Source organism: Sphingomonas sp. PAMC 26621, assembly GCF_000251145.1.
Taxonomy (GTDB): domain Bacteria; phylum Pseudomonadota; class Alphaproteobacteria; order Sphingomonadales; family Sphingomonadaceae; genus Sphingomonas.
This window is the reverse complement of the sequence record NZ_AIDW01000009.1, coordinates 189,054-209,988: the sequence shown is the minus strand read 5'-3', so window position 1 is coordinate 209,988 and position 20,935 is coordinate 189,054. Positions and strand designations below refer to the sequence as shown.

Sequence of the window (20,935 nt, the reverse complement as noted above, 5' to 3'; positions counted from 1 at the left end):
GAGCCGTTACGGCTCGCGAAATAGGTCGCGATCGCCGCGACGTCGGCGGGCGGCAGCTTGGACAGGCTGCGCGACACCGCGCCCATCGGCCCAGCCGCAGTGCCGTGATACTGGCTGACCCCGGTCGACAGATAGGCGACCAGCTCGTCGTGCGACCATGGCACCGGCGCGCTGTTGGTCTTGCCGAGCGACGGCGCGATCCAGCCGTCGATCGCCGCGCCGGCATAGGCCTGATCGCGCTTTTCCGCGCCGAGCGACCCGCGTGGCGTGTGGCAGGCACCGCAATGGCTCACGCCCTCGGCCAGATAGGCGCCGCGATTCCACTCGGCGCTTTGGGTGGCGTCGGGCGCGAACCGGGCGGGACGGAAGAACAGCAGCTTCCACCCGGCCTGCAGCGCCCGGATGTTGAGCGGCCACGGTATCGTCGGATTCCGCTCGTCCGCGACGACGGGCGCTCGCGTCATCATGAATGCGTAGAGCGCGGACACGTCCGAATCGGTCAGTTTGCTGAAATGATCGTAGGGGAAGGCCGGAAACAGATGCGCCCCGTCGCGCCGGACGCCCTGTCGCATCGCGCGCTCGAACGCGGCTTCGGACCATCCGCCGATCCCGGTCTTGCGATCGGGCGTGATGTTGGTCGAGTAGATCGTCCCGAACTGCGTTGCCATCGCATAGCCGCCGGCATAGGGCTGGCCCCCGCGCACGGTGTGGCAACTCGCACAATAGCCAGCACTGGCAAGCACTTCGCCCTTTCGCACCAGCGCCGGCGAAAAACTGGCGGCGGTCGGTTGCGGCACCTTGGCCAGCGAGGGTCGCCAGGCGAACACGCCGAACCCGACCGTGCCGATCGCGAGGATCCCCACAATGAGGAACAAGATCCGCTTCAGCATGAGGTCCGCCACTGCATCGATATTCCCTTGGTCGGTAGCGTGTTGCTGCGTTCCATCTACCTCCGGCGCGACAACGTCCAGTGGAACATACCCGTAGGCCGGGCTAGAGCGCGCCCGGACGCGCTCCCTCCGAACCGACTGGAACCTGAACGTTTGACGATACGGAACTGGAATGACGACGATCCGGCGGGATATGCCGACCCATGGGCGTTCCACCGCCGTGACCTCGGCCTGCTCGGCGACCGGGCGCGCCTGCGGCGGCTGCAGCCCCGCATCGGGACCGATTTCGCGTCGAACGACTATCTCGGGCTCGCCTCGGCGGAGCGGTTGCGCGAGTCGGTTGCGGCGGCGCTGGCGCGCGGTGTCGCGATCGGGGCGGGCGGGTCGCGGCTGCTGCGCGGCAACGATCCCGAACATGAAGCGCTCGAAGCCGAGGCGGCTACGTTCTTCGGCAGCGCGACCGCCCTGTTCTTCGCAAGCGGCTTTGCCGCCAATGCCGCGCTGTTCGCGACGCTGCCGCAGCGCGACGATCTGATCGTCCACGATTCGCTGATCCACGCGAGCGCGCACGAAGGGATGCGGCTCGGCCGCGCCGCCACGCGCGCGGCAGGGCACAACGACCCGCACGCGATCGACACCGCGCTGACCGAATGGCGCGCGACCGGCGCGACCGGGCGCAGCTGGATCGCGGTCGAGAGCCTCTACAGCATGGACGGCGACCGCGCGCCGCTCGCCGAGCTGATCGCGGTGGCGGACCGGCACGACGCGATCCTGCTGGTCGACGAGGCGCATGCGACCGGCGTGTTCGGCCCCGATGGCCGCGGGCTGGCGGCGGCGCTGGAAGGGCGCGACAATGTCCTAACGCTGCGCACCTGCGGCAAGGCGCTGGGCTGCGAGGGCGCGCTTGTATGTGGGCCGGCGGTAGCGCGCGACTTCCTCGTCAACCGCGCGCGCGGCTTCATCTTCTCGACCGCGCCCTCGCCGCTGATGGCAAGCGCGGTGCGCGAAAGCCTGCGCATCCTCGCGGACGAACCCGAACGGCGGACACGGCTGGCCGCGCTGGTGGCTTATGCCGAGACCGCGCTCGCACCGTGCGGGGTCGTCCCGACCGGGTCGCAGATCCTGCCGCTGCTGATCGGCGACGATGCCGCGACGATGCGCGTCGCGGCGGCGGTGCAGGCGGCGGGGTTCGACGTGCGCGGGATCCGCCCGCCGACCGTTCCCGCGGGCACCGCCCGGCTGCGGATTTCGCTGACGCTCAACGTGGACGAGGCCGCCATCGACCGCCTCGCCGAAACCCTGCAAGAGATTATGCCATGACCGACCGGACCTTCATCGTCACCGGGACCGATACCGACGTCGGCAAGACCGTGTTCGCCGCCGCGCTCGCGGGCGCGCTGCGGGCGCACTATTGGAAGCCGGTGCAGGCCGGGCTCGACCCGCGCAGCGATGCCGAGAGCGTCGCCACGCTGTCCGGATTGCCCGCCGCGCACATCCTGCCCGAAGCGTACCGGCTCGCCACCCCCTGCTCGCCGCACCGCGCCGCCGCGATCGACGGGGTGACGATCGACCTCGCCCGGCTTGCGCTGCCGCAGGTGGCGGGGCCGCTGGTGGTCGAGGGGGCGGGCGGCGCGCTCGTGCCGATCACGCCCGATATCCTGTTTGCGGACCTGTTCGCGCGCTGGGGCAAGCCGGTGGTGCTGGTGGCACGGACCGGGCTCGGGACGATCAACCACAGCCTCTTGTCGATCGAGGCGCTGCGCGCGCGCGGCGTGCCGATCCACGGGGTCGCGTTCATCGGCGATGCGGAACCCGAGTCCGAGGCGACGATCGCGCGGATCGGGCGGGTGACGCGGCTGGGCCGCCTGCCCCGGCTCGACACGCTCGATGCGACGACGCTGGCCGACGCCTTCGCCACGCAGTTCGACAGGGCGGCGTTCCAGTGACCGGCTCCCCGATCTGGCACCCCTTCACCCAGCACGGTCTGGGCGAACCGATACCGCTGGTCACCCACGCCTCGGGCGCGATCCTCCATACCGCCGACGGGCGGCGGATCGTCGATGCGATCTCCTCCTGGTGGGTGACGACGCACGGCCATTGCCACCCGCGGATCATGGCGGCGATCGCCGCGCAGACGCAGGCGCTCGACCAGATCATTTTCGCGGGCTGGACGCATGAACCCGCCGAAACCCTCGCGCGCGGGCTGATCGCGCTGCTGCCCCCCGCGCTGACCCGCGTGTTCTTCTCCGATTCGGGTTCGACCAGCGTCGAGGTCGCGCTGAAGATGGCGCTCGGCTTCTGGGCCAATCGCGGGGAACCGCGCGACCGCATCCTGGTGCTCGAGCACAGCTATCACGGCGACACGATCGGCGCGATGTCGGTCGGCGCGCGTGGCGTGTTCAACCAGGCCTATGGCGCATTGCTGTTCGACGTCGGCACGATCCCCTTCCCCACGCCCGGCCACGAACAGGCGACGCTCGACGCGCTGGAGGCGGCGTGCCGGACCCGCCCCGCCGCGTTCATCGTCGAGCCGCTGGTGCTCGGCGCGGGCGGGATGCTATTCTATCCCGCGCATGTCCTAACCGAGATGCGCGCGATCTGTGCGCGGCACGGCGTGCTGTTCATCGCGGACGAAGTAATGACCGGCTGGGGCCGCACCGGCACGCTGCTCGCGTGCGAGCAGGCGGGCGTGGTTCCCGATATCCTGTGCCTGTCGAAGGGGCTGACTGGCGGCGCGGTCCCGCTCGCGGTGACGCTTGCAACCGATGCCATCTACGCCGCGCATTTTTCGAACGACCGGTCGAAGATGTTCTTCCACTCGTCGAGCTACACCGCCAACCCGATCGCCTGCGCCGCCGCCAATGCCAATCTGGAGATCTGGCGCGACGAGCCGGTCCTCGCGCGCGTGGCCGATCTCACGGAACGGCAGGCGGCGCGGCTGGCATCGCTCGCTGACCATCGCAACATCCGCAACGCGCGCGCGCTGGGGACGATCACCGCGGTCGAGCTGGTCGATCCCGCGGGCGGCGGATATCTCTCCAACCTCGGCCCGATGCTGCTCAAGCGGTTTCGCGACGCGGACTTGCTGCTGCGCCCGCTTGGCAACACCGTCTACGTGATGCCGCCCTATTCGATCACCGCGGACGATCTCGACCGGGTCTATGCCGCGATCGGGGCGGCGGCGGACGCGCTGGGCTGACCGTTTGGGGGCGGGCGCAGGGACGCCGAGCGGGATCTGCCATCGGATTGTGCGATTCGGCGCTTTTCGCTACAATCCGCACCGCCCCGGGCGCAGGGGAGCCGTCCTGCCCGCCCGCGATCGCACGTCCGTCCTCCGCGATCGCCGGGGTGCGCCGCACCCCAGAACTTCGCCGCAACAAACTGCTCGGCCGCACCGCGCCACGCGAGCGTCCGCCCGGCCATCGTCCTCTCTACATTCGGCGCAAATGGGGTTATGGCCACTGCAGCCCCGGGGCGGGAAGAGTCGGACTCGCCAATCTTCGATCCCCGCCCAGAGGTCGGATCGACCGGGGTCCTTTTCTTATCGAACCCGTCACCAGCCATGCCAGGCGAAGGGCGCGACATGCGGGCTACGGGCGGCAAAAACGGGAACGGATAACCGCCGACTTGCATCCCGATCGCCCTCACGCTATCCGCTCGGCCGCGCCAGAAAGTTTCGAAAGTCGGAATTTCGACTTTCCAAATGTCGGAATGCCAGATGCAAACCGACCAGAAAGCGCCTGGGTTCAACACCCTGCGGGTATAGTACAATGGTAGTACAGCAGCCTTCCAAGCTGAATACACGGGTTCGATTCCCGTTACCCGCTCCACCCTTCCGTCCGCGCCAACGCAATACTCCATTGCTCAAGTGGTCAACCGCGCCAGCGTGACTGGTAAGGCCGGTCGCGCGCATTCCGTACCGCTATCGGCTACGCCCTGACCGAACGAGCGCCGCAGCGCGACGAGCCACCGGCGGACAGGCCGCTTTTCCAGAAGAATGCGCGCGCGACCCAAGGATCCGACGTACCGGAATTGGCCTTTCCAATTTGCCATTGACAACATTACCAATCATTGCGCATGATAACGCTAACACCATAAAAGGGGGATGGCGGAGGGGCTTGATGTCGCAAGACAGGACCGGATCGAGGGCAAAAGTCGCCGTTTTCCGACGTTCCTGCAATGCGTGCAGCGCGCACGACGAAAGACCCGTTGGTCAAACCTGTCGCAAAGTTCGGTAACCCTACCACCCCATCGTCAAAACAACCGCACGTCCCAGTAAACGGACGGCGACACTCGGAGAGGAAACGCTGATATGCACCTGATCGCACCCAAGAACCGTCTGTTCCGTACCGCACTGCTGTGCGCGACGACGCTGAGCGCGCTCTACGCCGTTCCCGCGACCGCGCAGGCCGTTCCCCCGCCCAGCGAGCAGGTTCCCCCCGACGGCCAGGACAATGGCCCCGCCGCACAGCCCGCCCCGCAGGTCGATTCGCAGGGCACGCCCGCCGAGGACATCGTCGTCACCGGCTATCGCTCGAGCCTCGCCAAGTCGACCAACGCCAAGCGTGCATCGACCGGCTTTACCGATTCGATCTTCGCCGAGGACATCGGCAAGTTCCCCGACACCAACATCGCCGAATCGTTCAACCGCATCCCCGGCATCACGATCACGCGCGACATCACGGGCGAAGGCGTCAACGTCGCGATCCGCGGCCTCGGCTCCAACTTCACCAACGTCACGCTCAACGGCGCGCCAATCGCGGTCGCTTCCTCGGGCGCGACCGATGCGCAGGGCACCGACCGTTCGGTCGACCTCAGCTTCTTCCCGACCGACCTGTTCACCAAGCTGACCGTCAACAAGAGCTACACCGCCGACCTGCTCGAAGGCGGTGCGGCGGGCAACGTCGACCTGCGCTCGGCCCGCCCGTTCGATCGCGCGACCAACTTCCTCGCCTATAACATCCAGGGGTCGCGACAGAGCCCCGATGATCGTACCGGGGTACGCGGCTCGCTGATCGGGAGCTGGCATACCGACACGATCGGCATCCTCGCGGGCGTTTCGGGCCAGCGGCTGTTCACCGACACGCGCGGGTTCGAGACGATCGGCTATACCAACCCGGCGCTGTCGGCGGCGCAATGCGGCGCGACCTCCGGGTGCAACACCACCGGCGGCGGCAACTGGACGATCCCGGCGGTCGTGCCGGTCGGCGCGGGCGGCGGGCTTGTCCCGGGCACCGCGATCAACCAGGCGTTCTTGCTTGCGCAGAACCCCGGCGCGACGATCCAGCAGATCGACAACGGCCTGCTGCCCCGGCTTGGCCGCACCTCGGACAATCGCGGATCGCGCGACCGGATCAACGCGATCGTCAGCGTCGAATGGCGTCCCGCCGACACGCTGCGATTCTATGTGGATGGCCTGTACGGCTACAAGCACAACAACCTGATCCGCGAGGACATGGCGTGGATCGTCCGCAACGGCGCGATCATCCCGCAGAACCTGACGTTCGACAAGAGCGACTGCAGCACCGGTTGCACCGTCACCGGCGGCACCTTCGCCAACGCGCAGTTCTTCGACGAATTCCGCCCGTATATCGAGACGACCAAGCTGTTCAACGTCAACCCCGGCGGCGAATGGGACGTCTCGGACAATCTCAAGCTCAACGTCCAGGGCAATTATTCGCGCTCGACCTTCCACCGCGAGAGCCCGACGGTCGGCGCGGTCACGCCGCTCGGCGTGGGCACGACAGTCACCTACGCGAACACCGGCGGCATCCCCTCGATCACGCCGAACATCGACCTCAACGACCCGAAGAACTTCGGCTGGTACTCGGGCTCGCGTGTTAGCGTTTCCGACGAGCGGCGTCGCTATATCACCAAGGGCGTCCGCGGTGACCTGACGTGGGGCAAGGCGGCGCTCAACCTCAAGGTCGGTGGCGCGTTCGACGACGTTTCGCGCCGGATCCAGGGGTTCGACAACAGCCAGGCGTGGCAGAATGCGACGTGCGGCAACAACCCCAGCGTGTTCGTCGCCTCGCCCAACGGTCAGCCACCGTGCGAGGGACTCAACCGCCCGGGAGCGGCGCCGGCGGGCTATCCGAGCTATCCGGGCTATGGCACCGGTTCGACCGCAGGGCTCACCGGGCCGGTCACTTACGGTGGCTCGCTGGTGCCGAACGCCGCGCTGCCGTCCTATCTCAGGCCCGGCCCGGCCGGCTTCGTGACGGTCGATTTCCCGGCCTTCGCCAAGGCCTCCAACTATCAATATTATCATGACAACGCCCCCGACACGGGTGGCGCCAACACCGGCGCGAGCGGCGGGTTCATTCGCGAGGTCGTCAAGTCCGCCTTCGCGACGGTCAACGGCGCGCAGGAGCTGGGTGGCAACACGCTGCGCTTCAACGCAGGCGTGCGCTATGTCGACACGATCCAGACGATCGTCGGGCGCGTCTCGCTGCCCGATCCGCGCAACACCCCGCCCGGCGGCGCGACCCTGCCGGACGGAAGCCGCTATCCCAATATCGTCAACAACAACGTCCAGACCCGCAACCATTATTCCAACTGGCTGCCCGCCGCGACGCTCGCCTACGACATTGGCGAGCATGCGGTCGCGCGGATCGCCGGATCGCGCACGATGACTCGCCCGGATCCCGCCGCGCAGCTTCCGGGCGTCGGCTTCGGCGCCCCGTCGGCGGACCAGGCGACGATCGGCAACCCGGCGCTCGCGCCGTATCTGTCGACCAACCTCGATCTCGGTTTCGAATATTACACCGGGCGGGAAGGCGTGCTGAGCTTCAACGCATTCCGCAAGTCGATCTCTGGGTTCACCACCACCAACATCACGACGGTTCCGTTCGCCGCGCTGACGCAATATGGCATCACCTACGACACGCTGAACCCGACGCAGCAGATCGCGATCAACTCGCGCGGCGGGCCGACCGCGGCGCAGGTGCAGCTCACCTCGCAGATCAACGTGGCGGACAAGCTGACGATCAACGGGCTGGAATTCCAGTGGGTCCAGCCGCTCGACTTCCTGACCAAGCGGATCGGCATCAGCGGCTTCGGCTTCAGTGCGAACGCGACGGTCATCGACCAGACAAGCAAGGGCGCGGCGATCGCGTTCGGCGTCGCGCCGTTCACCTACAACGTGACCGGCTATTACGAGAAGAACGGCATCATGCTCCGCCTCGCGACGACGGCGCGGCGCGGGTCGCAGAACAGCGGCGCGGCACAGAACGGCATCCCGTCGGCGGCGCTGTTCGGGACCGACTATACCACCTACGACTTCTCGTCGGCGTTCGATCTCGACAAGATCTTCAAGATCAAGCACGCGCCACAGCTGACCGTAAACATCGCCAACCTGACCGATGCGACGCTGCGCTCCTACTTCCAGTTCGAGAACGCGACCTTCACGCAGTACAAGCCCGGTCGTCAGTTCCTCGTCGGGCTGCGCGGGACCTTCTAGCAACCCGGGCGGGGCGCTTCGGTGCCCTGCCCGTGCCGCCCTGCTACCCTGAACGCGGATCGGTTCGGGGCAATCCAGTCGAGGATATGACCCATGTTCACCCGGCGCGGCGTCCTTGGCGGCGGTTTGACCAGCGGCCTGATCGCCTCCCCGCTCGCCGCGGCGGTGCGCGCGAACCGGCGCAAGCCCGGGTTCGATATCACGCTTCCGGGCGGCGGTGTCGTCCCGGTGGTCGTCGATGCCGGCGACCTGCCGGGGGTCCGCCGCGCCGCCGCGGACCTTGCCGCCGACATTGGCCGGGTGACCGGCACCGATGCACGGGTCCTGAGCGACCCGGCGGCACTCCCCGACCGGATCATCCTGGTCGGTGCGCTGGGGCACAGCGCGCTGGTCGACCGCCTCGTTGAGTCCGGCAAGCTCGACGTCCACGACATTCGCGGCAAATGGGAAGCGTTCGTCGTCCAGACCGTCGCCAACCCGCTGCCCGGCGTCGCCGAAGCGCTCGTGATCGTCGGCAGCGACAAGCGGGGCGCGATCTACGGCAGCTACGACCTGTCGCGCACGATCGGCGTTTCGCCGTGGTACTGGTGGGCGGACGTACCCGTTGCGCGACAGGCGACGCTGCGCGTGGCGCGCGGGCGCTATGTTCAGGGCTCGCCCGCGGTCAAATATCGCGGCATCTTCCTCAACGACGAAGCCCCCTGCCTGTCGGGCTGGACCACCGAGAAATTCGGTGGGATGAACGCGAATTTCTACACGAGGCTGTTCGAGCTGCTGCTGCGGTTGCGCGCCAATTACCTGTGGCCCGCGATGTGGAACAACGCCTTCGCGATCGACGACCCCGCCAATGCCGGGCTCGCTGACGACTATGGCATCGTGATGGGCACCTCGCATCACGAGCCGATGATGCGCGCGCACAAGGAATGGACCGACAACCGCACGCACTACGGCAATGGCGCGTGGAATTATGCGACCAATCGCCCCGCGATCCGCCAGTTCTTCGAGGAAGGGATCAGCCGCAACGCGACCAACGAGGTCGTCGTCACGATCGGGATGCGCGGCGACGGCGATGTCGCGCTCGAAAGCACCGGGAGCCTCCAGTCCGACGTCGCCTTGCTAGAAGGCGTCATCGCCGACCAGCGCCGGATCATCGCAAGCGGGATGCGCAAGCCCGCCGAGCAGGTGCCGCAAGTGTGGGTGCTGTTCACCGAAGTCTATAAATATTACGACGCCGGACTGAAGCTGCCCGACGACGTGACGATCATGTTCGCGGACGACAATGTCGGCAATCTGCGGCGGTTGCCGACCCCTGCCGAACGCACGCGCAAGGGTGGGTTCGGGGTCTATTTCCACATGGACATGCACGGCGGGCCGTTCTCCTATCAATGGATCAACTCCAGCCCGCTGCCCAAGATCTGGGAGCAGATGAACCTCGCCAACCAGTATGGCGCGAACGAGATGTGGATCGCCAATGTCGGCGACCTCAAGCCGCTCGAACTCCCGATCGAATTCTTTCTCGCGATGGCGTGGAACCCCGCCGCCGTCGGCAAGGACAGGATCGCCGGCTGGACCCGCGACTGGGCGGAACGCCAGTTCGGTGCGGTGCATGCCGGGGAGATCGCGTTCCTCGCCTCGCGCTACGCCAAGTACAATGCGTGGCGCAAACCCGAGCAGCTCCGCCCCGAGACCTACAGCCTCGAGAACCATCAGGAAGCCGAGCGGGTCTGCGATGCCTGGGCGACGCTCGTGCGCCGGGCCGAGGCGGTGAACGCCGCGCTTGCCCCGGCGCAGCGCGATGCATTCTTCCAGCTGATCCTATACCCGGTCCAGGCCTGCGCGAACCTGACGCAGCTGTACGTCGCGGCGGCGCGCAACGCGCGCTTCGCCGAACAGGCACGCGCCAGCACGCGGATCGAGGCGGACGAGGTGCGGCGGCGGTTCCGCTACGATCACGTCCTGCGGGACCAGTATAACAAGACGATGGCCGGCGGAAAATGGAACCACATGATGGACCAGACGCACATCGGCTATTTCGACTGGTATCCTCCTGAATCCGACATCATGCCCCCCGTCACCGACCTCGACATACCGGCGGATGACAGCTTCGGGGTCTGTATCGACGGCGATCCCCGGTCGTGGCCCGGCTATTATCTGCCCCCCATATTGTCCCCGCTCGACAGCATCACGCGCCGCCCGACCTGGCTCGAGGTCTTCCCGCGCGGGACCGCCCCGGTCGCCGTGACCGTGACCGCCGACCGACCGTGGGTGACGATCCGCGAAGGCAAGGCGTTCAGCACCTCCCCGCGCGACCGGCGGTTCTGGATCGATGTCGACTGGAGCAAGGCCCCGTCCGGCCACGCCGAGGCATCGATCACGGTCGCCGGGGGCACGGCGACCAAGCCCGTTACCGCGACGCTCACCGCGATCCGCGCGACGCCCGAACAGTCCAGCGCCGCGGCGCGCGCGTTCGGCGGCCTCAGTGGCCCCTTCTCGATCCCCGCCGCGGCGTTCCATCGTGCGATCCCGGCCGATGGCGTGCGCTGGGAAGCGATCCCGGACTACGGTCGCGTCGGTGCCGCGATGTCGATCTTCCCGGTCGATGCGCGCGCGGCACCCGATCCCGCACGCGCGCCGCGGCTCGAATATGACGTGTTCCTGCCGGAGGCGGGCGATTATACCGTCGATCTTGTGACCGGGCCGACGCTGGAGACGATCCCCGGACGCACGCTCGCGGTTGCGGTCGCGCTCGACGATCATCCCGCGCAGGTGCGCGCGGTGTTCACGCCCGAGGACGGGCCGGCGCAGGACTTCCTCGGAAAGGCGCATGTCGCCAACACCGCGAACAACGCCCGGACGATGCGCTTCGCGATCCACGCGGATCGAGGCGGGCGGCACGTGCTCACGGTCGCGATGGTCGACCCGACGATCGTCCTCCAGACGATCATCGTCGCGCGCGCGCCGCTCAAGCCCTCCTTCTTCGGCCCCCCGACGGTCGGGGCTGCCTGACCGACCTCAGTGCCGCGTCCCCGCGGCCAGGCTTGCGGGATCAACCGGAACCGACTCCGCCGCGCGCGGATGCGGATGATCGACCGGGGTGGCGGCGACGAGCTTGCGCATCACGCGCGCATACAGCGCATCGCCGGTGACGAGGTCGCCGTAACAGGGGTTGTTCGGATCTCCGGCGACCCCGTCGCCGGGGAAATAGCCGATCCGGTCGGTGACGACGTTCGCGCCCTCGCCGCGATAAAAGCCGACGAGCTGCTCGATCACCAGCTTGGCGCGGCCATAAGGCGTGCCCGTGCCGATATGCATCGACGACGGGATGAAGATGCCGGCCAGCCGCCGCCACTCCGCCAGATGCTGCGCCGCGCGCTCGACATGCCCGGCGGGATCCTCATGCTGATAGGCGCAGTCGAAGAGATAAGCGCGCACGTCGATCATCGGCCATTCGAGCGCCGCGATCGCCGGCCCGGTGACGACGTCATAGCCATCCGCCGCCAGCCGCCGCGCAAAAGCGCTGCCGACGCGCCCTTCATGGCCGTGAACGATCGCAATATGGCGCATTGAGCTTCCTCGAAAGGCCGGTCGGTCGACCGGATGATGGCGGGCTTCGGCGGGCGCGCCGCGAGGATGCGGACGCCCGTCGGAAGGAGGGGGTGTCGGGGACGATCGCGAACCACGGTTCCCGCTCGCCACGAAGGGCAGGCTACCGACCCGGCCGATCACAGGACCATCGCGCCATCGCAGGCGGCATCAGGCGAAAACGGGCGCCCGACGCTGCCGACGGGACCGCAACACACTGCCGATCGCTCCGAAGCCGACCAGCAACATGCCCCAAGTCGCGGGTTCAGGCAATGTCTGCGCGGGCCCCGCGAGGTCAAGCACGCGCGCCGTGTCGTTGACGTCCGACCACATGCCGAAATCGGTGACGCGGAAGGTTTCCCGCGACGTCGTGCGGAATGTCACGTCGAATTTGAGCGGCGCGCTGAAGCTGCCGACCGCGCCGGCAAAATCGGTCGTGGCAAGGCCCGCCACCACGTCGAACGCGTAGGTCTGGCTGAACCAGTTTGGCTGGCAATAGCTCGGCAGCGGCGCGCCGGGCGGGAGTTGCCCGCACGCCCGCCCCTCGGGTGCCAGCAGGAACGACAGCGTCATCGTATAAGGCGTCGCCGCTGCGCCGGAGACCGTCTTGGCGGCATAACGCATCGCATAGGGGACGTCGCTGTTCGATACCGAAAGCCTGTACGGGTTCGCGGCATTGAAATCGAAGCTGAGCGACGTCGCCGCCCGCGCCGTCCCCGCCGATGCGAGCAGCATACCGAGGACCGTCGCCCGTGTGACCAAATGTCCGAATCGCATGATCATTTCCCCTCTTGTTGCCCGGCAGATGCGGGCCGGTCGGGGACATGTCGAGCGATCGGATCGCGCGTCGGCGACCGCGTGTCAGGTTACGGGACAGGACTGTATGATTGCGGGACGACCGCAGAAACTTTGGCGAAATCGCGAATGGCTCGGGTCGAAAAAGACGCGTGACCGCGGCGGATACCGGCGCGTGCCGATGCTGTTGGCCAAGCGAGATTTTCATCTCCCGGCCTCCCACGCACCTTCACGCGATGTCCGTGTGATGCCCTGCGCGATTACACAGGAATTGCAGCAGCCAGCGCGGAGCCCGGTCGAGCCTGGCGTGCCATGGTCGATCCCGGATGATCTGCGGCCAAGCCGATGCAGCCATAGCTGTCGTAGACGCTTGCCTTGCCAAAATTGGCAGCACGGGCAATCAGGTCGAATGGACAGCCCCACAAAACCCGATGCCGGATCGCCGGCCGTCGCCGGCTCCTCGCTTGAAGCCGCGGTCATGCAAGAGGCGAGCAAGAGAACGCGCAGGGAGATCGTCTCCGTTCAATATCTGCGCGGGCTTGCTGTATTGCTCGTCGTCATATTCCACCTGTCCTCTCAAATTTCGGACACGAAGGGTATGCCGCAACTAGCAGCTCTTCAAAGTGGCGTAGACATATTTTTCGTGATCAGCGGCTTCGTGATGGTATATTCCACCGACGCGGGCTCCCGAACCACAGCCCTAGACTTCTTCCGAAAAAGAATCATACGAATTGTTCCGCTCTACTGGACCATGACCCTAGTCATGATTCTTGTGCTTCTGGTTGCGCCACAACTGGTTCGATCCACAAAATTGACGCCTGTTTACGCAATTGCTTCCTTTGCTTTCATTGGGCATGAAAGCCCTGTCTTTCATGGAAACTATCTACCTCTCATCGGACCGGGGTGGACGCTCAATTTGGAAATGCTGTTCTACCTTTGCTTTACGGTAGGCTTGGTGATCGGACGAAGCGGGCCGAAGGTCTTATGGCTTACTGCCTTACCCATCGCAGTCCTGTCCGCAGTTGGGTTTTATCTACGTCCGGTTGGGTTGATCGGGTTTTATACGAACCCTCTCATGCTAGAGTTTGTTTTCGGCATGTTTATCGCTTTAGGCTTCATGCGTAATCAGGCTTTGGAGTCACCAAAAGCTGCGGCTTTTGTAACAGTCTTCGCGTTATTGCTATTGCTGCTTCCGCCCTCAGGCGAGTTGTTCGACCGTTGGTTTCGCTTTGGTGTTCCTGCAGCTCTTCTGGTCGGTGCAGCATTATACACAAAAGTTCCTTCCTGGAGCGTCGGTCGTATTATCGGGGATGCTTCGTATTCCATCTATCTATCGCACCCCTTTGTCCTCTCGGCGCTATCGCAGATCTGGAAAAAAGTAGGTTTAACAGGCACGGCTGAGGCAGCAACGCTTTACCCGATTGGACTTCTGATTTGCATCATGGTCGGCATCGCATGCTGGAAATTTGTTGAGCTGCCGTTGACCCGCCTGGCGCAACGAGCCGCGTACGGGAGAGTGCGAAGCTAGAGAGTCCCCGTTGCGCGCGCTGCCTGGCACGCGGACCTGTTCCTTCAACGGCGCGGCCGTGGAACCGGTACCGTCACCGCTCAGAGGCGTGCCTCATGCCACGCACCGAGCCTCTTGACCGCGGTGCGCGCAGAGGGGCGGGAGGATCGTCCAGACCTGACGACCGGGCGCAAGCTGCACCGTCCTTTTGCCGAATCGTCGCACGAATACGTCGGGCGGATGAACAGGGCGGCGGGAAAGACCCGCGCCCCAAAGCGTACCTTACCCCACATTGGGTCGGCGGTCCGTACTGGAATACCGCCAGCGAACGCATAGAGGAACCTTCGTGCGGCACGCACCTTAGCGCCAGGATCAGGTGCCGCGGACGTTTCCGAATCCTCGAGCGCGCCATGAGAATCATAACTGGGCCGCAAAACGGTTTGTTTGACTCGCATGCAAAGATAGTTAACCGATTGATTAGGCCTGCTTTCAGGTCGAATCAGGGGAAATTATTCTATGCGTAAAATCAGCATCGCGCTCTGCGCTGCGTTAGTTGTGGGTGCCGCTCCTTCGCAGGCTGCAACGATGACGCAATTCGCCGACAGCTATTTTAATTTTATCAATCAGCTTGATCCCGCCTTCGGCACACTCAACAGCGTTACGATCTCGGCAAACTATGACCGAACCTATTATTTCCGGAACGGGGACTATCTTTCCGCTAATCCGGTTATCTCTGCTGTCGGATCGGCAAATACCAACGGTATTGCAACGGTTGACTTCACGGGACCTTATCAGTCCAGACGGGAAAACCCTGAACTGATCGCGATAGGATTTACCGCAACGGCCGAAGAACAGTCTTCGGCGAATTTGGCGCAATATGTCGGTACGAAGACGGCAGGATTGTTCGAGAACTATTTTGATGCCTCGTTCACCATTAACGGTGTTCCCATCGAAACATTGGGATCGCCGTTCCCCGCACAGCCAACCAGCCGTTACGCCGTAACATATGATTACACGCCAGTTGCTGCTGCACTTCCCGAACCCTCCACCTGGGCGCTGATGCTGCTAGGGTTTGGCGGCATTGGCGTTGCAATGCGTCGTCGCCGCGCCAGCGCCTCCCCCCACCACGTCTTGCCGCTAATCGCTGACTGAAAGTTCGGGGCTGGCCATCCGGTCAGCCCCCCCCCCCCAGCAAGCCGACCCAGCCCGCCGACTTTGCAATCGACATCAACATCCCGTTACCCGCCCCACTGACGGCCCTCGACCGGCCAATCAGCGCGTCTGCGCTGCAACGCGCTGCCAATGGACCTGCTTGCCCCCTTGGCGCCGGAGAATGACTTCAAACCAAGCGGGGACGAACTCGAGCGGGGAGTTGAAGAGGCGCAGGGGCAACCCGGAGGCCGTAACGGTCGGCAGCGGCACGGGAAAGTGAGCGGCGACCAAACCGAGCACGACAGCGCTTCCTCGCCTGCCGCCTGGTGAGATCGAGCGCTTCATGGTGCACAACGCACTCAACGCTCGTTCGAGCTTAAAACGGCATCGGCTGCCAGTTTTATGGTGGACAGGGCTGGATTCGAACCAGCGTACGCTTGCACGGGCAGATTTACAGTCTGCTGCCTTTAACCACTCGGCCACCTGTCCCCAGGCTTCGCATCCCCGGGGGGATCGTCGCTCCGAAAAGCGAGGGCGTCCAATGCCGACCGCGTGCCGCGCTGTCAACGCCCCCGTCATGCGAATTTGTGCAATCGCGCCGGGCTTGCACCGCCAGCCCGCCCCGCATACCGGTAAACCGTCGCCGGCCGGAGCCGCGACACGTCAACCGGGGGGTTATCATGCGCCATTTCCTGCTTCTCGCCACCGCCGCCGCCCTGACCGCCGCCCCTGCGCTCGCGCAGACGGTCGACCGCGCGCAGGTTGCGCGGCTGATCGATGAAGGGATGGCGCATAGCGAGGTGATGCCCGTCGCGGCGCATCTGGCCGACGTGATCGGCCCGCGCATGACCAATTCCCCCGCGATGCGGCAGGCCGAAAGCTGGACGCAGGCGAAATTCTCCGAATGGGGGCTGCGCAACGTCCACAAGGAAGGCTTCGACTTCGGACGCGGCTGGTCGATCGTCAACGCGAGCGTCCGCATGCTGACGCCGCGCCCGGTGATGCTGACCGCGATCCCGGTCGCGTGGACGCCGGGCACCAACGGCACGCTCCGCGCGCCGATCATCGTCGCGCCGATCAAGCGCGAGCGGGATTTCGCCAAATGGCATGGGCAGTTGTCGGGCAAGATCGTGCTCGTCACCCTTCCCGACACCGGTTCCGAGCCGAAGGAAGCGGCGTTCGAGCGCTACAGCGCGGACGACCTGCGCAAGCTCGACCAGTATCAGCAGCCGACCTACGATCCCGCGGCGGTCGACCGGCGGATCAAGCGGCTCGATTATGCCAAGAAGCTCGACGCCTTCCTGAAAGCCGAGGGCGCGGTCGCGATCGCGACGATGGCGTATCGCGACGGCAAGCTCGTCAGCGGCGAGGGCTATACCTTCGGGGTCGGCGATACGCCGTCGCTCCCGGCGGTGCAGATCGCGGCGGAGGATTACCGCCGCCTCGCGCGGCTCGCCAAGGTCGGCCCCGCCCCGACGCTCGAGATCGCCAGCGACGTCCGCTTCGACGACAGCGACACGCAAGCCTACAACATCATCGCGGAAATCCCCGGGACCGACCCCAAGGCGGGCTATGTGATGGCGGGCGCGCATCTCGATTCGTGGGTCGCGGGTGACGGCGCGGCGGACAATGGCGCTGGATCGGCGATGGTGATGGAAGCCGCGCGGATCATCGCCAGGACCGGGATTCGCCCCAAACGAACGATCCGCTTCGCGCTCTGGGCGGGCGAGGAACAGGGCATCCTCGGCTCGCTCGCCTATATCGAGCGCCACCTCGCCACGCGCGGCTCGCCGGGTGACCCAAAGCTGACCGGCATGAAGCTCTACACCGGCTGGGCGAACCGCTGGCCGATTACCGCCAAACCCGGCTGGGGTGATCTCGCCGCCTATTTCAACCTCGACAACGGCTCGGGCAAGGTCCGCGGCATCTATGCCGAGAACAATCCGGCGGTGGTGCCGATCTTCCGCGACTGGCTCGCGCCGTTCGCCGCGATGGGCGCGACCGATGTCGTGATTCGCAAGACCGGCGGGACCGATCACGTCTTCATGCAGGCGGTCGGCGTGCCGGGGTTCCAGTTCATCCAGGATCCGCTCGACTATGACAGCCGGGTGCACCATTCGAGCATCGACACGTTCGATCACCTGAAGGGCGACGACATGCGGCAGGGCGCGACCATCCTCGCGTCGTTCCTGGTCAATGCGGCAAATGCGGACAAGGCCTTGCCTCGACCGCCATTGCCGACCAAGCCCGTCGCGACCGACCCCTTCGCCTATTCCGACGAGGAAGAATAACCGTGACCGTAGTGCGTATGATGAAGTTGGAGCAGCGTTGATGGCAGCACGTCGTGGACATCGTCCGTCCCAGGCCCCCGCGGGTCGTCCGCGTTTCTGGGGGCGGCACGCCGTCGCCGCTGCGTTCGAAAACCCCGAACGCGTGGTGCGCAAGATCTGGGCGACGCGCGAGGCGAGCGCCGCGCTCGACATCCCCGCGGACGTGCCGATCGTCTATGCCGAAGTGACCGACCTCGCGCGGCTGGTGCCGGGCGACGCGCCGCACCAGGGCATCGTGATCGAAGTCGATCCGCTCGAGGACATGTGGCTCGCCGACCTGTTGCAACAGGGGCAGGACGACAAGCGCCCGTTGATCGTGCTCGACCAGGTGACCGACCCGCACAATGTCGGCGCGATCCTTCGCTCGGCGGCGGCGTTCGATGCGCTCGGCATCGTCACGCCCGACCGGCACGCGCCCCCCGAATCGGGCACGATCGCACGCGCGGCTTCGGGCGCGCTGGAGATGGTGCCGTGGATTCGCGTGGTCAATCTCGCGCGCGCGCTCGACGAGATCGCGGAAGCGGGGTTCTGGCGGGTCGGGCTGACCGGCGAGGCGACGCAGACGCTCAACCAGGCAATGGGCACGCAGCGCGTCGCGCTGGTGCTGGGGGCCGAGGGCGAAGGGATGCGGCAGAATACCGCATCGCATTGCGACGAGCTCGCCCGCCTGCCGATTTCGCCCAAGATGGAGAGCCTCAACGTCTCCAATGCAGCCGCGATCGCGTTGTACGCGGCGGCGAGCCGTTAGGGTTTCCCCTTAACCCCTTCCCCGGCGAAGGCCGGGGCCCAGTCGTGATGGCCGATGTAAGGAAGCGCAGCGCGCGGAATACTGTCGGTTCGCTCTTGGGCCCCGGCCTCCGCCGGGGAAGGAAATTCGTTGGAAGCGCTCAATCCTCGGCGGCGATCGTAACCTTCAGGCCGTCAAGGTCGTCGGTAAAGGCTACCTGGCACGACAGGCGCGACGTCGCATTGCGATCCGCCGACGAATCGAGCAGATCGTCCTCGTCTGCGCTCATCTTGGGAAGTTTGGCGACAAACTCCGGGTCGACATGGACGTGGCACGTCGCGCACGAACAGCATCCGCCGCATAACGCGAGCAATTCGTCGATCCCGGCGTCGCGAATGACTTCCATCACCGAAAGGCCGGCCTCTCCCATGATCTCGCGTTCTTCCCCTTCACGAGTCACGACGATAAGCTTGGGCATGGGTGCATCCTTCTATCACTGCTTCGGCCTTGCCATGCCGAGCCGAACGCCACGACGCAAGCGGCAAGCATGGGGTGCCATATGGGCCTGACGACCGAACAACTCACGCACGCGATGGACGCGCTCGCCGCCCGCGAACCCGCGTTCGCGGTCGCGCTGGAGCGGGTCGGCTATCCCCCGCCCCGGATCAGCGCGCGCGGCTTCGGCACGCTGCTGCGCACAATCGTCGGGCAGCAGGTGAGCGTGACCTCGGCGCAATCGACCTACAAGAAGCTCGAAGGGATCGTCGGCAGTCTCGACGACCCCGCCAATATCATCGCCGCCACCGACGAGCAGCTCCGCGCCGCGGGCCTGTCGCGGCAGAAGGCGAGTTATGCGCGCAGCCTTTCGGAGCTCGTCACCAGCGGCGCGCTCGACCTCGAGAATCTGCCCGAGGATGACGAGGAAGCGATCGCCAAGCTCGTCGCGGTCAAGGGGATCGGGCGCTGGTCCGCCGAAATCTACTTGCTGTTCGCCGAAGGGCGCACCGACATCTGGCCCGCGGGCGACCTCGCGGTGCAGATCGAGATCGGGCGTCTGCTCGGGCATGAGGCGCGGCCAAGCGAGAAGCTGGTGCGCGAACTGGCCGAGGCGTGGCGGCCGCATCGCGGGGCAGCGGCGATCTTCGCCTGGTATCACTATCAGAGCGACATGAAGGTCGTCTGATGGCGCGCGCAGACCGCCTCGCCCGGATCGATGCGGATCGCATCGGCTATGAAACCGACTATCGCGCCGCGCTGATCGCGGCGCTGGAGACCACCGCCAAGGGCCGCTGGGGGCTGTTTGGCCATCAGGGCAAGAAGGGCGAGACCCCCGCCGTGGTCGCGACCATCGCCGCGCTGACAGAGCTGGGGGAGACGATCGACGCGTCGCGCGAGACGCTCGGGCTGGAGCCGTTCGCGCTCCACGCCGCATTCGTCGCGGCGCGCGGACCGGTCAGGTCCGATGCGGTCGGGGAGCCGAAACAGGCGCAGGCGTGGCTGGCACGGCTGGCGCGGGAATCAACGGGGGATCTATGAGCATGTCCTGGAAGATCGGAATCATCGGCGGCTCCGGCCTGTATGCGATCGATGCGCTGGAGGACCCGCAGTGGCGGCGGATCGATACGCCGTGGGGCGCGCCGTCGGACGCGCTGCTGTTCGGCCATATCGGCGATGTCGAGCTGGTGTTCCTGCCGCGCCACGGCCGCGGGCATCGGATCAGCCCGTCCGAGCTCAACCCACGCGCCAATATCGATGCGCTGAAGCGCGCCGGTTGTACCGACATTCTGGCGATTTCGTCGATCGGGTCGCTCCGCGAGGAGCTCGAGCCGGGGCGGTTCGTGGTGGTCGACCAGTTCATCGACCGCACGACGCAGCGCAACCCGAGTTTCTTCGGCACCGGCATGGTCGCGCATGTCTCGATGGCCGAGCCGGTCTGCCCGCGCCTGTCGGGCTTCGCCGCCGGGGCGGTGACGGCTGCTGGCGGCAAGGTGACGCACGGCGCGACCTATCTGGCGATGGAGGGCCCGCAATTCTCGACCCGTGCGGAGAGCCTGCTCTACCGCCAATGGGGCGCGGACGTGATCGGCATGACCGCGATGCCCGAGGCGAAACTCGCACGCGAGGCGGAGCTGCCGTACGCGCTCATCGGGATGGTGACCGATTACGATTGCTGGCGCGACGAGGCGGCGTTCGTCGAGGTCAGCGAAGTGATCCGCCAGATGGGCGCGAACGGCGCGATCGCGCGGCAGACCGTGGCGGCGCTGGTCGCGGCCCTCCCCGCCGAGCGCACCCCCTCCCCGCTCGACACGGTGCTCGACCACGCGCTGATCACCGCCCCCGACGCACGCGATCCGGCGGTGTTGGCGAAGCTCGACGCGGTGGCAGGCCGCGTGCTGCGCCAGGGCTAGCGCCGCAGGCTCTTCCTCTTCGTGGCTTTGTGTCTTCGTGCGAGAAGATTTTTCTCACGCAAAGCCGCAAAGGCACGAAGCA

Annotated in this window: 16 protein-coding genes and 2 tRNA genes; 13 read left to right on the top strand and 5 right to left on the bottom strand. The window is 66.0% G+C overall.

What is annotated here, in order from left to right; all coding sequences use genetic code 11:
- Positions 1–890: c-type cytochrome (locus RI03_RS04625; RefSeq protein ID WP_010215535.1), on the bottom strand; the 890-nt coding region annotated here is incomplete at its 3' end.
- A 153-nt stretch (positions 891–1,043) separates the two neighbouring features.
- Between RI03_RS04625 and RI03_RS04620 the strand changes: the two genes are divergently transcribed.
- From RI03_RS04620 to RI03_RS04595, 6 genes are all read left to right on the top strand, one after another.
- Positions 1,044–2,210: an 8-amino-7-oxononanoate synthase gene (locus RI03_RS04620; RefSeq protein ID WP_010215534.1), complete on the top strand. Its 1,167-nt coding sequence runs from the start codon at positions 1,044–1,046 to the stop codon at positions 2,208–2,210.
- Positions 2,207–2,836 carry a dethiobiotin synthase gene (gene bioD, locus RI03_RS04615; protein WP_010215533.1) on the top strand — a complete coding sequence of 210 codons (630 nt, stop codon included), beginning with the start codon at positions 2,207–2,209 and terminating at the stop codon, positions 2,834–2,836. Before RI03_RS04620 ends, bioD begins: the two co-directional genes overlap by 4 nt.
- Complete coding sequence (locus RI03_RS04610; RefSeq protein WP_010215531.1) at positions 2,833–4,089, top strand: adenosylmethionine--8-amino-7-oxononanoate transaminase; 1,257 nt, start codon at positions 2,833–2,835, stop codon at positions 4,087–4,089. The genes bioD and RI03_RS04610 overlap by 4 nt, the downstream gene beginning before the upstream one ends.
- Before the next feature lie 557 nt (positions 4,090–4,646).
- Positions 4,647–4,720 (top strand) — tRNA-Gly (locus RI03_RS04605).
- A gap of 482 nt (positions 4,721–5,202) precedes the next feature.
- Positions 5,203–8,352 (top strand): TonB-dependent receptor, encoded by a 3,150-nt coding sequence (locus RI03_RS04600; protein WP_010215530.1) that lies wholly within the window; start codon positions 5,203–5,205, stop codon positions 8,350–8,352.
- 93 nt (positions 8,353–8,445) lie between these two features.
- A complete protein-coding gene (locus RI03_RS04595; protein ID WP_010215529.1) occupies positions 8,446–11,358 on the top strand; it encodes a glycosyl hydrolase 115 family protein in 2,913 nt (970 codons plus the stop codon).
- A 6-nt stretch (positions 11,359–11,364) separates the two neighbouring features.
- Here RI03_RS04595 and RI03_RS04590 read toward each other — a convergent pair whose 3' ends face one another.
- Together RI03_RS04590 and RI03_RS04585 are read right to left on the bottom strand one after the other, a co-directional pair.
- Entirely contained in the window at positions 11,365–11,916 is a 552-nt protein-coding gene (locus RI03_RS04590; RefSeq protein WP_010215528.1) for a hypothetical protein, read from the bottom strand.
- Positions 11,917–12,105: 189 nt separating this feature from the next.
- Positions 12,106–12,711 carry a PEPxxWA-CTERM sorting domain-containing protein gene (locus tag RI03_RS04585; RefSeq protein WP_138995607.1) on the bottom strand — a complete coding sequence of 202 codons (606 nt, stop codon included), beginning with the start codon at positions 12,709–12,711 and terminating at the stop codon, positions 12,106–12,108.
- Between the two features lie 427 nt (positions 12,712–13,138).
- On the opposite strand from RI03_RS04585, the gene RI03_RS04580 reads away from it, so the two are divergent.
- The gene (locus tag RI03_RS04580) at positions 13,139–14,257 is read left to right on the top strand and encodes an acyltransferase family protein (protein ID WP_010215524.1); all 1,119 of its coding nucleotides are present in this window, start codon (positions 13,139–13,141) and stop codon (positions 14,255–14,257) included.
- Between the two features lie 495 nt (positions 14,258–14,752).
- On the top strand, positions 14,753–15,388 hold the full coding sequence (locus tag RI03_RS22600) for a PEPxxWA-CTERM sorting domain-containing protein (RefSeq protein ID WP_081504198.1): 636 nt from the start codon (positions 14,753–14,755) through the stop codon (positions 15,386–15,388).
- A 403-nt stretch (positions 15,389–15,791) separates the two neighbouring features.
- On the opposite strand, the gene RI03_RS04570 is transcribed toward RI03_RS22600, so the two are convergent.
- Positions 15,792–15,877 (bottom strand) — tRNA-Tyr (locus RI03_RS04570).
- A 191-nt stretch (positions 15,878–16,068) separates the two neighbouring features.
- Between RI03_RS04570 and RI03_RS04565 the strand changes: the two genes are divergently transcribed.
- Entirely contained in the window at positions 16,069–17,679 is a 1,611-nt protein-coding gene (locus RI03_RS04565; RefSeq protein ID WP_010215522.1) for a M20/M25/M40 family metallo-hydrolase, read from the top strand.
- Between the two features lie 40 nt (positions 17,680–17,719).
- Positions 17,720–18,466 (top strand): 23S rRNA (guanosine(2251)-2'-O)-methyltransferase RlmB, encoded by a 747-nt coding sequence (gene rlmB, locus RI03_RS04560; RefSeq protein ID WP_026046450.1) that lies wholly within the window; start codon positions 17,720–17,722, stop codon positions 18,464–18,466.
- A gap of 139 nt (positions 18,467–18,605) precedes the next feature.
- Here rlmB and RI03_RS04555 read toward each other — a convergent pair whose 3' ends face one another.
- A complete protein-coding gene (locus tag RI03_RS04555) occupies positions 18,606–18,923 on the bottom strand; it encodes a 2Fe-2S iron-sulfur cluster-binding protein (RefSeq protein ID WP_010215520.1) in 318 nt (105 codons plus the stop codon).
- Between the two features lie 81 nt (positions 18,924–19,004).
- On the opposite strand from RI03_RS04555, the gene RI03_RS04550 reads away from it, so the two are divergent.
- From RI03_RS04550 to RI03_RS04540, 3 genes are read left to right on the top strand one after another with little or no spacing between them, the layout of a single operon-like run.
- Entirely contained in the window at positions 19,005–19,628 is a 624-nt protein-coding gene (locus RI03_RS04550) for a DNA-3-methyladenine glycosylase family protein (protein ID WP_010215519.1), read from the top strand.
- Entirely contained in the window at positions 19,628–19,981 is a 354-nt protein-coding gene (locus RI03_RS04545; protein ID WP_010215517.1) for a hypothetical protein, read from the top strand. The genes RI03_RS04550 and RI03_RS04545 overlap by 1 nt, the downstream gene beginning before the upstream one ends.
- Positions 19,978–20,853 carry an S-methyl-5'-thioadenosine phosphorylase gene (locus RI03_RS04540; RefSeq protein WP_010215516.1) on the top strand — a complete coding sequence of 292 codons (876 nt, stop codon included), beginning with the start codon at positions 19,978–19,980 and terminating at the stop codon, positions 20,851–20,853. Before RI03_RS04545 ends, RI03_RS04540 begins: the two co-directional genes overlap by 4 nt.
- Positions 20,854–20,935: the final 82 nt, after the last annotated feature.